The sequence below is a fragment of the Micromonospora sp. A202 genome (assembly GCF_006715105.1).
Taxonomy (GTDB): domain Bacteria; phylum Actinomycetota; class Actinomycetes; order Mycobacteriales; family Micromonosporaceae; genus Micromonospora; species Micromonospora zamorensis.
On sequence record NZ_VFMP01000001.1, the window covers coordinates 6,507,218 to 6,520,907 of the forward strand.

General features: G+C 70.1%; 11 protein-coding genes. 1 reads left to right on the forward strand and 10 read right to left on the reverse strand.

The window, feature by feature from the left end:
• Positions 1–82 precede the first annotated feature (82 nt).
• From FBZ33_RS30160 to FBZ33_RS30190, 7 genes are all read right to left on the reverse strand, one after another.
• Complete coding sequence (locus FBZ33_RS30160; RefSeq protein ID WP_221629516.1) at positions 83–1,048, reverse strand: DUF6177 family protein; 966 nt, start codon at positions 1,046–1,048, stop codon at positions 83–85.
• On the reverse strand, positions 1,045–1,404 hold the full coding sequence (locus FBZ33_RS30165; protein ID WP_141911768.1) for a hypothetical protein: 360 nt from the start codon (positions 1,402–1,404) through the stop codon (positions 1,045–1,047). The genes FBZ33_RS30160 and FBZ33_RS30165 overlap by 4 nt, the downstream gene beginning before the upstream one ends.
• Complete coding sequence (eccCa, locus tag FBZ33_RS30170) at positions 1,404–5,363, reverse strand: type VII secretion protein EccCa (protein WP_141911769.1); 3,960 nt, start codon at positions 5,361–5,363, stop codon at positions 1,404–1,406. Before eccCa ends, FBZ33_RS30165 begins: the two co-directional genes overlap by 1 nt.
• 15 nt (positions 5,364–5,378) lie before the next feature.
• Positions 5,379–6,464: a MinD/ParA family protein gene (locus FBZ33_RS30175; RefSeq protein WP_221629517.1), complete on the reverse strand. Its 1,086-nt coding sequence runs from the start codon at positions 6,462–6,464 to the stop codon at positions 5,379–5,381.
• Between the two features lie 13 nt (positions 6,465–6,477).
• A complete protein-coding gene (gene eccD, locus FBZ33_RS30180) occupies positions 6,478–7,806 on the reverse strand; it encodes a type VII secretion integral membrane protein EccD (RefSeq protein ID WP_141911771.1) in 1,329 nt (442 codons plus the stop codon).
• A complete protein-coding gene (locus tag FBZ33_RS30185; RefSeq protein ID WP_088950666.1) occupies positions 7,803–8,057 on the reverse strand; it encodes a hypothetical protein in 255 nt (84 codons plus the stop codon). Before FBZ33_RS30185 ends, eccD begins: the two co-directional genes overlap by 4 nt.
• Positions 8,058–8,297: 240 nt before the next feature.
• On the reverse strand, positions 8,298–9,839 hold the full coding sequence (locus FBZ33_RS30190; protein WP_141911773.1) for a non-reducing end alpha-L-arabinofuranosidase family hydrolase: 1,542 nt from the start codon (positions 9,837–9,839) through the stop codon (positions 8,298–8,300).
• A 410-nt stretch (positions 9,840–10,249) separates the two neighbouring features.
• On the opposite strand from FBZ33_RS30190, the gene FBZ33_RS30195 reads away from it, so the two are divergent.
• Entirely contained in the window at positions 10,250–11,017 is a 768-nt protein-coding gene (locus tag FBZ33_RS30195) for a class I SAM-dependent methyltransferase (protein ID WP_141911775.1), read from the forward strand.
• Between the two features lie 9 nt (positions 11,018–11,026).
• Here FBZ33_RS30195 and FBZ33_RS30200 read toward each other — a convergent pair whose 3' ends face one another.
• The 3 genes from FBZ33_RS30200 to FBZ33_RS30210 all read right to left on the reverse strand — a co-directional run bounded on the left by FBZ33_RS30200 (position 11,027) and on the right by FBZ33_RS30210 (position 13,683).
• Complete coding sequence (locus tag FBZ33_RS30200) at positions 11,027–12,262, reverse strand: MFS transporter (RefSeq protein ID WP_141911777.1); 1,236 nt, start codon at positions 12,260–12,262, stop codon at positions 11,027–11,029.
• Between the two features lie 408 nt (positions 12,263–12,670).
• The gene (locus FBZ33_RS30205) at positions 12,671–13,060 is read right to left on the reverse strand and encodes a hypothetical protein (RefSeq protein ID WP_141911778.1); all 390 of its coding nucleotides are present in this window, start codon (positions 13,058–13,060) and stop codon (positions 12,671–12,673) included.
• 140 nt (positions 13,061–13,200) lie between these two features.
• Entirely contained in the window at positions 13,201–13,683 is a 483-nt protein-coding gene (locus tag FBZ33_RS30210; RefSeq protein ID WP_255509075.1) for a DUF1772 domain-containing protein, read from the reverse strand.
• Positions 13,684–13,690: the final 7 nt, after the last annotated feature.

A 13,690-nucleotide genomic window follows, 5' to 3' on the forward strand; every position in this document is an offset into this window, starting at 1 on the left:
GGAGTACTAGGCGGCGGAGAGCTGAGCAGGTGATGCTGACAAGCGGTCGGCGAAGAATCTCGCGCGACGGCTCGTCGATCCCTCAGCCGGTGCCTTGGCGGTCGGTACGCAGGCCGTACCTGCGCAGCACTGCCGAAAGGTTCTCGTACGGGGCGCCCGGCCCGCTGTCCAACCTGTACCACCAGGATCGCCGCGCGCCCCTGCCGAGCGCCCGGCCCGGAATCACCTCGGGCTCGGAGTCGAGCGCCTGTTCCTGACGGCCGACCAGGATGCCCCACGGCAGCGCGGGAAGGCTCGGCGTGCTGGGCCGCACTCCGCCGGACCGGCCCGGGTGCACGGCCACGATCATGCTGCGGACGGTCGACGCCAGCTTCTCGGCGAGCGCCTCGATGGTCGCCTCGTCAACAGCCGACAGTGGGGGGCCGGCCAGCCGGAGTTGCTCACGGACGCCGACGTCGACCCGCTCGACAGTGAGGACACCGAGCAGCGCCGACCGGTTGTCGCCCCCGACGATCGCCACGCTGGTCGGTGCCGGTGCCCGCGTACGACAGAAGGACGTGAGGTCGCGGCGCGACCACGTCTCGGTCACCGGCTCGGCGACGCCCCACCCGACCGGGTCGTTGCCGGTGAGAGCGCGTACGGCGGCCTCGGTGCTGGCGCCGAGGTCCAGGGCCTCGGTGGCCGGGTGCAGCGTGACGATCTGGATCTCCAGGCCGCCGGTCCACGGTTCGGAGGCCGGCAGCGCGCCGGCGCCCTGGGAGCCGTTGGCCGACGAGAAGCGGTGGCCGTCCCACTGCAGCGGCAGGCCCGTGAGACCGTCGCGGTACTGGTCGCCGGCGCGCACCACCCACTGCCCCTGTGCCTGCGCGAGCATCACCTCGACCGGGTACGTGATGAAGCCGTCGGCCGGAGTGACGAGCTGGAGCATCAACCCGTTGCGGACCGCGTCGACAGCGGCTTCGGCGAGCCAGGGCGACAGGCCGACCACCGTACGGTGCTGGTGCAGGACGACGGCCTTGTCGCTGATCGTGTCGGTCGTACCCGTCATCGGTCCGCCCATGTCAGCCCTCCCGTTATCGATACGAGCGCGGCGGTGAACCGGCGGGTCACCTCGGCGGCCCGCGGGTCGTCGTCGGGTGCCCGGCTCTCCACCCACCAGACGCGGCCGCCGAAGGAGTCGTCGAGCGTGACCCCGAGCAGCCGCTCCGCCTCCCCTGGTACCGGTACCAGTCGCGCGGTCTCGACGGTCAGCAGCAGCCGCCCGTCGCCGGGGTCGAACAACTGCACCAGCCCGGCCGAGTCGACAGTGTCCATCTTGAGGTCGGACCCGACCGCGAGCAGGGCGCCGAGCATCGCGGCAGCGTCCGGCTCGGCGCGGCACAAGGCCACCGTGTCGTACGTCATCAGTGCTCCTTGGTCTCGCCGAGGTACGCGGTCTGGGTCATGCGTGGAGGGTGCCCGGGGCGGATGAGCTGCCCGCGCCCCACCGGTAGGACCATCGGCCGTACGCCAGTGAACAGTTGCCCCTCGGTGCGGTCACCGGACATGAGCAGGCCCAGGCAGCCGGCCTCGCGCACGGCCAGCGGGAACGGCTCGAACAGGCCACGTGAGGCGCCGGACACCCGGCGGGTCATCACGACGTGCAGCCCGGTGTCGCGCCCGGCCGCCACGTACGGGACGAACGCGCCGAGCGGTTGGCTGGCCGACGCGGCGAGGATGTCGTAGTCGTCGATGAGCAGCACGATCCGTGGACGTGCCGCCTCGGACGGCTGCCTCTTCGCCAGCTCCTTGCACACCGCCGCTGACAACTGCTGGGCGAGTGTCGCGTTGGTGGCGTAACCACCGAGGTAGGACTCCGGCACCACGTCGGCGAGCCCTCGACGCGGATCGAACACGGCGAACACCAGCTCGTCGGAGGTGAACTGCCCCATCAACTCCTCGGCCACCAGCCGCAGCAGGTTCGTCTTGCCGGTCCGCGGATCGCCGAGGACGAGGAGGTGCTGGTCGCGGCCGAAGAGGTCGAGCACGGCAGGGGTGAAGTCGCTCTCGAACCGGCCGAACGGCACCACCCCGTGCCCGGCCGGCGTGCCGGCGAGGTCGGCCACCGGCAGCACTGCGGGCAGCACCCGGACGGGTGGCGGCACGGGCCCGGACCACGATCCTCGTACCGACTGCACGGCCGCGACCAGGCCGGCGTTCGACGGGTCGGGCTGGCCGTCCAGGCGCGGAAGGGCAACCTGGGCGAACAGCTTGCCGCTGGTCAGCGCCCGGCCGGCCTGGTCCGCCGGGATCCCCCGGGCCAGCCTGCCGTCAATGCTGGACTCGGCGGGCTCGGTGAGCCGCAGCTCGATCCGGTTGGCGAAGGCGACCTGCTGCGCGGCGCGCACCTCGTTCCACCGCCGGGCGGTGCCGATCACATGGATGCCGTAGCGGCCACCCCGGGCGAGCAGGTCGTGCACCTTGGGTTCGAGGTTCTCGAACTCGGCGTTGAGCTGGCCGTACCCGTCGATCAACAGCACCACGTCGACGCAGCCGACCTCCGCGCGTACGCGCTCGTCGGCGGCACGCAGGTCGTTGATCGTGTCGAACTGGTGCTGGGTGTAGATGCGCTGACGTTGCGCGAGCATGGCGTGCACCTCGTCGACGGTGCGTCGAATGCGCTCGCGGTCCTCTCGACTGGCGACGCCGCCGACGTGGGGCAGCTCGGCCAGGCCGGCCAATCCGTTGCCCAGCAGGTCGATGCCGTAGATCCCGACGTCGGTCGGACGGTAGGTGGTGGCCAGGCCCAGCGCCAGGGTGCGCAGCGCTGTCGTCTTGCCGGTGCCGGGTCCACCGAGTACGAGGGCGTTGCCCCCGCCCACGGCCAGGTCGATCAGCCAGGGGCCCTGCCACTGGCGGGCCGGGTCGTCGAGGCGGCCCAGCGGCACCGGCAGCCCGGTGGCGGCCTGCTCGACGATGTCCAGGCGGAGACCGTCCGGGGTGCTGCGGATCCCACCGGCCGCCTGGTCGAGGGTGAGCGCGGCCGGCAGCGGCGGTAACCAGATCGCCTGGACACGCTCGTCGCTCATCGACATCTGCTCCACCACTGTCGACAACAGCGTCGGGCCGGTGGTGCGTCTGGTCGCCTTCGGCTCCTCGGGTGCGTCGTCATCGGTGTCCCGGCGGACGGTGCCGAACACCGGCATCGGCTTCGCCAACGGGCCGACGATCGGGGCGAGCTCTGCTTCGGCGCCGTCGGTGAGCGGGCCGGACACGTAGGCGGCCTTGAACCGCTGGTAGATCGAGACGTCGACCTTCAGATACCCGTTGCCGGGCAACGGCGGCAACTGGAACGCGTCGACCGTGTCGAGAACGGTGCGCGACTCCATCTCGGTGAGCGTGCGCAGCCCGAGGCGGTAGGCCAGGTAGTTCTCCAGGCCGCGCATCTTGCCCTGCTCGACCCGCTGGCTGGACAGCAGCAGGTGCACCCCGATGGACCGGCCGATCCGCCCGATGCGGAGGAACAGGTCGATGAACTCCGACTTGGCGGCGAGCAGCTCGCCGAACTCGTCGATGAGCACGAGCAGATGCGGCAGTGGTGGGAGGGTGCTGCGCTCGCCCTGCACCGCGCGGAGCAGGTGGTACTCGACGATGTCGGTGACCTTGCCCGCGTCGGCGAGCAGCTGCTGGCGGCGCTGCACCTCGCCGTCGAGGCTGGTGTACATCCGTTCCACCAGCGCGGCGTCGGCGACCAGGTTGGTGATCAGGCCGGAGACGTGCGGCATCTCGGCGAACGGTGCGAACGTCGCGCCACCCTTGTAGTCGACGAGCACCATCGCCAACCGGTCGGGCGGGTGGCTCGCCGCCAAGGCGAGCACGAGCGTCCGTAACAGCTCACTCTTGCCCGAGCCGGTGGCACCGACGCACAACCCGTGCGGACCCATCCCGAGCTGCGCGGACTCCTTCAGGTCGAGCAGCACCGGGCGTCCCACCGGGTCGACCCCGATCGGTACGCGCAGGAAGTCGCGCTCGCCCCGCGGCCGCCACAGCGTGGCGAGGTCCAGGTTCGTGGGATCGGACAGCCCCAGCAGATCCTGGAAGTCCGCCGGCGGGGTGCCCGTGCCGTCGTCGTAGGAGTCGGCCGACAGCCGCAGCGGCGCGATCCCCCGGGCGAGGCCCTCGACGAGCGGCACCGGCACCTCGTCGACAGTGCCGGTCACGGTCATCGGCGGCGACGCGGTGAGGTCCTCCAGGACGAGTGAGCTGCCGTCAATGGTGATCCGCCGGGAGATGTCGCCGGGCTCGTGCAGTCGGTCGGCGAGCAGGTGCACGACTGTGACACCGAGGCTCCCGAGGCCCACGAACTGGTCGGGGCTCGCTAACCCGCGTGCGACCTCGCCGTGGGCGTCGTCGATGACCAGCAACCTCGACCGCGTACGGGCCTCGGCGCGCCCGGCGTTGTGGCGGAAGGACTTGAGCGCGTTGGTGGCCCGCTCCTCCAGGTCCACGGCGAGCAGCTCGGCGAGCGTCTCGGGGGCGGTGACCAGCAGCGGGGTCGGGCCACTCGGGCCGATCGACGTCCGGTCGAGCAGGTGCGGCAGCCAGCGCGCCCACTGCCAGGTCACCGCCCGCTCCGGGGCGGTGACGATCGCGAGCGTCACGTCGTCGGGGGCGTGGAACGCGGCGACCTGGACGAGGATGGCGCTGGCGAGGGCGACCACCTCCTGGTGGTCCGGTGAGATAACGCTGACATCGCCGGCACAGTCCAGGTCGACCCGCAGTGGCAGCCCCGGCGTCAGTTCGAAGCGGCGCATCAGCGAGTGGGCCTCGTGGCGCATGAACGGGTCGAGGGGGTTGGTCGGTGTGCTCTGCTCGCGCAGTTGGATCGGCCGGACGGGCAGTGCGCCCATGCCGACCCGTACCCGCAGGAAGTCGATGTCGGCGCGGCGGCGCTCCCACAAACGCGCCGGGCTGCGCACGACGTCGAGCAGTCGACTGACCGGCGGGTCGAGCACTGTCGCCTGCTCTTGGAGGCGCTGCTCGTCCTCGCGCAGTTGCTCGCGTAGCTCTTCCAGGTAGTCCTGGTACCGCTCGCGCTGGACCCGGCGCTGCCGACCGGCCTTGCCGAGCTGGGTGAGGTACATCGCCCCGGCAGCGGCCAGCGCGACGACCATGACCACCGCACCCAACGCCGCGAAGCCGGAGCCGCGCATGAACATCATCATGCTCATCGCCACCCCCGCGCCGGCCATCGGCAGCAGCGCCTGGAGCCCCACCGCGGATCGGCCGTCGGGCAGCTGCGGTGGCGCGTCCAGCACGAGCGGGTCCATGGTGGATGCCGGGCGGGCCATCCGGGTGGGGCGGTGCACCATGCGCGTCGACATCGGGGCGTCCTCCGCTTACATCCGCCTGGCCGCAGCCAGGGCGAACGCGGCCGCGCGGGTCGCCTCGACGAGCGTCGCCTCACCGATCCGCGACGGCGTGATGAGCGCGCCGGCAGCCAGGTGACGGTCGTAGGGCAACACCACCACGGGTACGCCCGTCTGCGCCATCAGCTCGCGCGCGGCATCGTCGACGAGGGCGGCCCGGCCATCGGGGTTGCTGGAGTTCAGGACAACCACCACACGTGCCAGCCACGACCCGTACCCGCCGTCGATGATCCGCCGCACTGCCTGGTAGGTGGCCCGGACCCCGTCCGGCGTCGCCGCGGCGACGAGCACCACCGAGTGCGCGTCGGACATGGCCGCCGCCGCGGTCCGCGACTCCAGGCCAGGTGGGCAGTCGACGACGGCGACAGCGAAGAGGCGCGACAGTGACCGCGTCACTTCGCTGCACAGGGTCGGGTTCGCGGTGCCGCTCGGCAGCACCCACAGGCCCGTGCCGGTGCGCGGAAGGAACGGTTCGAGCGCGCGGAGATCACCGCCCCGGGCCGCGATCAGGTCGGGTGCAAGCCGGTCCAGGGGCGGCTCGCTCGGCACGCCGAGCCGCCAGGTCAGCGAGCCCTCGTACGGGTCGGCGTCGGCGGCGAGCACCGGATCGGACCGGCGCGCCGCGAAGACCGATGCCAGCACCGCCGCCACCGTGGTCTTTCCTGCCCCACCGTGAACGGAGGCCACCGCGATCCGCCGGCCGGTGTGCACCGGCACCTGCACCTCGGCGGCGAGGTCGGCGAGCGCCCGGGTCGCCTGGCTGCTGGTGAACATTCGGCTGGCGCTGCGCCACATTCGCCGCAGTGGCGGATCGCCGGCACGGATCCGCCGGACGATCGACAGGTCGTTCGGCTCCGACCCCGCAGCATCGCCAGGTGCCCGGGGCGTCGGTGTCGGTCGGGGGGCCTGCGCGGGCTGCGGCGGTGCCTGCGGTGCCGACGCCGGCTGCCGAGGAGCGGCAGCGGGGGTGGTCGAGCCGTCCTGCACCCGCCGCTGTGGTGGGTACGGTCCGTGCCCCCCGGAGTGGGTCGGGCCGGGCACCGGTGGAGCGCTCATGCCACCGCCTCAATCAGAACGTGGTGAGAAGTCGCGAGTAGAGCCCGAACACCCCGACCGCAACGGGCACCAGTGCCATCACGGTCAACGCCTCGGCGCGGTCGGCGTACTGCCGGGCTCGGGCCAGCGCGTGCGGTGGCGGCCGGTACGCCAGGATCACGAGGGCCACCGCGCAGACGGCCAGCGCCGTGAGCGCCGGACCCCACCACGCGTCGGGCGTGTCCCGCACCCAGCGCGTCAGCAGGCCGCCCACGATCACCAGAGCACCGGTCACCAGCCCCACCACCTCGACGGCCAGCGGGAACGCACGCATCCGCAGCAGCAGAGCGCTCGCCACCAGAGCCGCCAGCACCAGCGCCCACGGGCCCGCCGCAGCCGCCAGGACGAGACCGCCGAGCGTCGCCGACGTCGCCGTCGCCACGGCGGCCACGGCCAGCCCGCGGTGCGCGGAGTTGACAGCGGCCTCCACCGTCACGCGACTCACCAGCTCGTCGTTGCTCCGCCGGTCGTCGAGGCGGGTGAGCCCGGACGCGATCATCGCGATCCGGGGCAGGAGCCCCAGCATTCCGACGGACACGATCGCCAGCACCGCCGCGACACGCTCGGAAGGCATGTCCAGCGCCAGCGGTACGCCCCAACCAGCCACCAGGGCCAGCACCGTCCCGCCACCGAGAACGCCGGCGCGACGGTTGCCCGTCACCGTGCCCACGGCGAGCACGACGCAGCCGACGCCGGCAGCCCAGAGCGCCCAGCGCAACGTCTGCCCGTTCGTCAGCCCGGGCACCATGCTCATCGCCATCGCTGCACCGCTGAGCAGCACCGCCATCCCGACGGCCCTCTTGGCCACCAGCCCGACGAGGAGGCCGGACAGCGCGATCACGCCGCCGATCGCGCTCACCAGCGCGGCCCCCAGTCGCGGGGCGGCGAGCACGGCCGCCATCGTCGCGGCGAGCAGGCACACGGCGGTGGCGGTCCACATCCGGGCGGCAACGCCCCAGCGGCCGTACCTCCGGGAAAGGTCGTCGCCGACCTCGTCGGCGACGTCGTGCACGATCGCCGCCGGCGGCGCCTCGGAGATCGGGTCGACCCGTAGCATCGCGCCGTCCGGGACGGCCGCCTGTCGCAGGCTGCCGGCCGGATCGAGCACCGTGCCGTCGAGGGTGCTGATCTGGTATCCCCGTGAATCGTCCATCGGTCGGTGGCCGACCATGGCGACGATCTCGGGCAGGAGGAGGCCGAGGGGTTCGTCGGCCGGCAACACCAGGTCGATGCGTCGACGCGCGCCGGCCAGGGTCACCCGGCTGAGCTGGCCTGCGGCGGCGGGCGACTGTGCCTGGGTCATCGCGTGCCCTCCGACTGGACCGTCGGAGGGTTGCGGGCCTTCTGCTGATCGGCGATGACGTCCTTGAGGAAGGACCAGCCCACACACCCGGCGCAGGCCACGGCCGCCAACACGAGCCCGATCCGCAGCCACCTGAACCCGTCACCCGTGGCACGGACCCGGCGCTGCCGGCCCCACAGCAGCAGCTCACGCATCCGGGCGCGGCGAACCGCGACCGACTCGATGAGCTGGGTGTCGTATTCACGAGCCACGGGCCGATTCTATCCACGCCCGCTAATCCGAAGGGGGTGTCGATCGTGGGGCGGCGACGGAGGTCGGGCCGCCAGCAAGATCCACGCGCCTGCATGTTCGCTCTTCGTGGCAAGAGCCCCGGCGGATCACTCCGCCGGGGCCCTTCTCCACCACTTCGGTTACCTGGCCTGCCCGAACCCGCCGAGGACGACGATCCCAGGGGGCCGACAATCCGCGACGAGTCAGACCTGCGTCATGACTCAGCGCTGCAGGGTCAGCAGACCCGGCCGGTACGGCAGGAGGCCGTAGTCGACGCCGTTGGAGCTGGGGGAACGACCCTGGTAGAGCAGTTGCAGGTTGCAGGCGTTGACCGTCATCGTCTGGTCGGCACTGGTCCGCAGCAGCTCGCCGTGGCTGATGTCGTTGGTCCAGGTGGCACCGCTGTTGGCCTTGCCGGCGAAGGGGTTGCTCTCGCTGGCGGCCTGCGGCGTCCACGAACCGCCAAGGCTGGTGGCCGTGAACGAGCGGAAGTAGCGGCCCTGCGAGCCGATCGCCTCGACGATCATGAGGTACTTGTTCAGACCCTGGAGCTTGTAGACCTGCGGGGCCTCGAACAGGTTGTTCGTGGTGTCGCTCATGATGGTCGTGTAGCTGCTGCCGAAGCTGCCGGGGAAGTTCCCGATCGGCATGCTGGCCCGGTAGATCTTGCCGTTGTCCCCGGCGAAGAACAGGTACATGTTCGTACCGTCGCCGATGAGAGTCTGGTCGATCGGGCCGGTGCCGGAGCCGGTGATGCTTCCGGTGAACAGCGTCTGCGGCGACGACCAACCGTTCGGGTTGGTCGGGTCGGTCGAGGTCCGGTAGGAGAACGCCGGCCCACCCCACTGGTAGGCGAGCACCCAGATGTTCTTCGGCGCGAAGTAGAACAACGACGGCGCCACAGTCCCCGAGTTCATCGCGTTCTGACTGGCCGAGGCCATCTGCGAGTAGTTCGAGAAGAGGCCGAAGTTCATCGAACCCCAGCTGGACCCGAAGTCGTGCGTGGTGGCGTAGACGAGCTGCTGGCCGTTGAACGGAGCAACAGTGAAGTCCTTCAGCGACACCCAACCCGACCTCGGGTTGGCCAACACCCCGGTGGAGGACCACCGGTACGTCGAGGGAAGGTCGCACGTGCCACCCGGCGGCGGGGTCGTCGGAGGCGGCGTGGTGGGGTTGCCGCCACCGTCGACGCGGACGAGCTGCCACTGCTGGTTCGCGCCGTTCCAGTCGTCGTACTGCACGATGTTGCCGCCGTCTGCGGTCGAGGCGCCCTGCACCTCCATCACCTTGTTGCTGTTGCGGTTGATCAGCCGGACGTAGCCGCTGTCCGAGTCGGCCAACCGGAACTGCTGGTTGGTGCTGTTGTTGTCAGTCCACTGCACGATGCTGGCGCCGTTGGCCGTCGAGAAGCCCGAGACGTCCAGCACCTTGCCGGACAGCCGGGACTTCAACCGGTAGTTGCCACTCCCGGAGTCGACAAACTGCCACTGCTGCTGGTTGCCGTTGTTGCGGGCCCACTGGGTGATCCGGGCACCGTCATTCGTGGCCAGGTTGTAGACGTCCAGGGCCTTGCCGCTGTTGCGGTTGACCAACACGTACCACGCGGTCGTGTCGACCGTCGCCGCGGCGGCAGGTGACGACACCACTGCTGCGGCGACACCGCCGACCATCACCGCCATAGCGCCAGCAGCGAGAACTCGGGGCAACCACCATCGCCGCCGCGCCGGCGGCGCGATCGATGGAGACCTATCAAGGGCAGACATGATCCTCCTTCAATGACCAAGAGCCGAGCGGCCTGCCCGAAGATGGGCGCACCGCGACGCGTGGCCGGGCACATGCGTCGTAGTAGTTAGCGCTAACAAGACTTCTGCATGCCCTGGCGCACGCCTGATTCGAGGTCGACGAAGCAGGCTCGCCCGGTAAGCCAGAGGTGTCGTCGTCCTTAAGCATCGACTGTGAGCGATAACATGGCGTTCGTCAAGTCGTAACTTGCTGGGAACATCGGTCGATGGCGCACGGTGCTCCTTGGACGTGATCACCATCCGCAGACACCACCCCCTGCCTCCGGCCCGGACGCCACTCGGACCCTTGAGCGAGGCGCCTCGTGCGCGCTAACATCGACGGCTGCCCATCTAGGCGGCGATTTTCGCCCCTGATGGATCCGGGAGGTGCGATGAGGTCGATCGACTACGACACGGAGCAGCACCAGGACTACGCGCGAGGCCGGGCACTCGCCCAGCAGCAACTGCGCGAATGGATCAGGGCCTTCGAAGCGGTACTGCCCGATCGGCGTCCGCTCACGGGGCTCGACGTCGGGTCGGGGACCGGCAGGTTCACACCCGCGCTGGCGGAGGCGTTCGGGCCTGTCACCGGTGTTGAGCCATCGGTCCGGATGCGCGAGGTCGCACAGACGCAACCCCAGCACCCGGACGTGCGGTATCTGGCCGGCGCCGCCGAGGACCTGCCGGTGGCGTCCGACAGCGTCGACTACGCACTCATGTTCCTGTCCTGGCACCACGTCCAGGACAAGCCCCGGGCAGCCCGGGAGCTGACCAGGGTGATCAGGCCCGGCGGCCGGCTGCTGCTGCGGGCGAACTTCAGCGACCACCATCCCCGGCCGTGGTGGCTGGCGCACTTCCCCAACGGGTACGAGGTGGACGCTGCCCTGTTTCAGCCACTGCACGAGGTCATCGCGATGTTCACGTCCCTCGGCTGGCGCGTCGCCAGCTTCGACACTGTCGCCGAGCCGTCCTCCGGCACCTACGGCGACATGCTCGAACGGCTGCGCCTGCGTACTCTCTCGTTCTTCGCGCAGCTCAGCCCCGACGACCTGGAGGCCGGCTTCCGCCGGTTGGAGGACGCCGTCGCCGCGGACCCCGACGCGCCGGCACCCGTCTTCGCCGAGCCGTTGCTCACCCTCGAACGCGCCAACGATTACTAGGTGCGCACATCAGGCGGTTGCTGGGGCGTCTCTGCGGTCCGTTGCCGCGCCATCGGGCAGGGCGGAGCGGATCACGAGCGGACCGCGACGCCCCAGCGCCCACACTGCGAGCGCGAAGCAGCAGAGCGCCGTACCCGTGATCGTGACCGCTGCCCAGCCACCCACGGACCAGAGCGTGGTCGCGACGGCGGAGCCGACAGCCGCGCCGATGAAGTTGCTGACGGCCAGCGCAGTGTTGAGCCGGCTGCGGGCTTCGTGGGAGAGGGCGAACAGCCGCGCCCGATTGAGGAGGGCCTGCGTCTGGAGAGCAACGTCGATCATGACGATCACGGTGATGAGAAGGACGACGGACCGACCGGCGAACACCGCGACGACGAAGGCACACAGGGCCAGCACCCAGGCCGCACCGGTGGCCGGCAACGACCAGCCGCGGTCGTGCAGACGACCGCCGCGCAGGCCGGAGAGGACACCAGCGAGCCCAGCCAACCCGAACAACCCGATCACCGGCGCCGGATACCGGAACGGTGGGCCGCTGAGCAGGAACGTCAGCGCCGTCCAGAACAGCGAGAACGCGGCGAAGCCGGTGGCGGCCAGGACCAGCGTCCATCGAGACGCTCGCTCACGCATGACCACCGCGCCGACCGAGACGAGAAGCTGTGGGTACGGCATGCGCGTCCGCGGTGCCAGCGGCGGAATCGCGCGGTAGAGCAGGACCGCGAGCAGCACGGCGACGGCCGCGGCGAGGACGAAGATCGCACGCCACCCCGCGGCCTCGGCAACGAACCCGCTGATGGTGCGGGAGGCCAGGATCCCGGTGAGGGTCCCGGACCCGACGGTGCCGACCACCCGGCCACGGTCGGCAGCACCGGCAAGATCACCGGCGAGCGGCGTGAGGACCTGCCCGGAAATCGTCGTCACGCCGAGCAGGCCGAGTGCGAGCAGGAGTACGCCCATCGACGGCGCCAGCGCGCACAGCAACAGTGCGGCCGCCGAGGCCAGCAGCATCAACGGGACGAACCGACGACGGTCGAGGACATCGCCGAGCGGCACGAGCAGCAGCACGCCGACGGCGTATCCGACCTGCGTCGCGGTGACGAGCCAGCCGGCCGTCGCGGTCGCGGTATGCAGGTCGCCTGCGATGAAGCCCAGCAGCGGCTGCGCCCAGTACAGGTTGCCGATGGCCACTCCCGCCGCCACCGCGAACAGGAACGTCAGTCGTCTGCTCATCTGCGACGGCGCTGCCATGCGGCTACTCCCGTCCCGGTCAACCAGTTGTCGGCGGGTGGCCCCAGAACTCTGCCTTCCACCCATTACTGCTCCGGCGGCGGCCGGATATCACCGTACGCGCCTGAGTGACAGCTCATGATCGCCGTTGGCGACCATGTCCCTGACCGCTGAGAGCATGTTTCGAACCCCGGGGCTCTGAATCACCACCAGATCGGGGCAGGTGAGGTAGCTGCCGTCGAGGCATTCTCCGGTCACCCGCCACCTGTCCATGATTCGCCCAAGCTCGGCATAGGTCAGAAGGGTGGCCGACCAGCTCGTCCCGTCCAAGAGCGTGACCCAACCGTCGGCGTTCTCGATCGCCTCAGGAGAGTTATCGCCCTACTCCACTTCGAGGAGCAGATCATCTTCTCTGATCTGCTGACGTCCTCAGCTGGGCCTTTTCCCGAAGTACGGTTGCACGGTCCGCGCCAACTTACGCTGGATCGAACGAAGAGTTTCGACGGTCGCAGCATCAGTGAACCCGGTGGTCGTCTGCCAGTCCACACCGGAACCAGAAAGATCGCTGATAAAGACAACCTCAACCGCGAGAAGCATGCGCGCCCAGTCTGACGGAGCCAGCGGAGCATCATTCGCCAGCGCTGACCGGAAGGACCCGGACCTTCTCAGCAGATCGGCCTTTGAGTCGAACCCCATGCCGAAGGCCAGTTCGTCGCTGCACTGCCCGGGGCCTCCCCACTCCGCCAGCGCTCGCCGCAACAGGCTGACCTCACCCGGAGCCAGTAGGCCACTCGGGGCAACTGCCACTTCAGGTGTCATGTCGGTTCGTCTCCCCGATACACATCCATTGATCCTTCGCCGCCGGTGCTGTCGGCGGGCGCATCGTACGGATGCGAGATTGGCGACCGTGGGCGCGGACCCCGCGAGGTCTGTGAAGCTCTCACCCCGTTGTAAAAGCATCATCCGGTGGCGCGACCATAGACGACCAGAGCCCAGGAGAGGCAGCCGAAGGCGGCCGTGCTGGCCAGCGCGCGGACGATGTTCCAGGTGACCCAGCTCGATTCGAAGTGCGCGCGTACGGCTGCGAGATCAGCGATATGGCCGGGATCGCCGGCCGACGCCAGCTTGTCGTTGAGCGGGACGTTGACGGCGGTGGTGATGACGAACATCGCCAGGTACAGGGTGAGCCCGACGATGATCCACGGCAGCGCCGGGCGGCCGTCTCCGCGCCAGGCCAGGAGAGCCGAGAGTGCGGCGAACACCAGTGCGCCCAGGAAGCTCAGCATGAACCAGCCGTTGACGATGGCCACGTTGATCCGCTGCATCACGCCGACGAACGTCTGGTCGTCGGCCGTTCTGAGTGCGGGCATGACCGCGTAGGCGAAGGCGGCGAACAACCCCGCCATGAGTCCGCTGGTGATGGTGGCGGCGATCAGCGACACCTGCTGC

Coding starts and splice junctions, on each gene's coding strand:
- FBZ33_RS30165 (WP_141911768.1), bottom strand. CDS start 1,404: ATGACGTACGACACGGTGGCCTTGTGCCGCGCCGAGCCGGACGCTGCC.
- eccCa (WP_141911769.1), bottom strand. CDS start 5,363: ATGTCGACGCGCATGGTGCACCGCCCCACCCGGATGGCCCGCCCGGCA.
- FBZ33_RS30175 (WP_221629517.1), bottom strand. CDS start 6,464: ATGAGCGCTCCACCGGTGCCCGGCCCGACCCACTCCGGGGGGCACGGA.
- FBZ33_RS30200 (WP_141911777.1), bottom strand. CDS start 12,262: ATGGCAGCGCCGTCGCAGATGAGCAGACGACTGACGTTCCTGTTCGCG.
- FBZ33_RS30205 (WP_141911778.1), bottom strand. CDS start 13,060: ATGACACCTGAAGTGGCAGTTGCCCCGAGTGGCCTACTGGCTCCGGGT.
- eccD (WP_141911771.1), bottom strand. CDS start 7,806: ATGACCCAGGCACAGTCGCCCGCCGCCGCAGGCCAGCTCAGCCGGGTG.
- FBZ33_RS30195 (WP_141911775.1), top strand. CDS start 10,250: ATGAGGTCGATCGACTACGACACGGAGCAGCACCAGGACTACGCGCGA.
- FBZ33_RS30190 (WP_141911773.1), bottom strand. CDS start 9,839: ATGTCTGCCCTTGATAGGTCTCCATCGATCGCGCCGCCGGCGCGGCGG.
- FBZ33_RS30160 (WP_221629516.1), bottom strand. CDS start 1,048: ATGACGGGTACGACCGACACGATCAGCGACAAGGCCGTCGTCCTGCAC.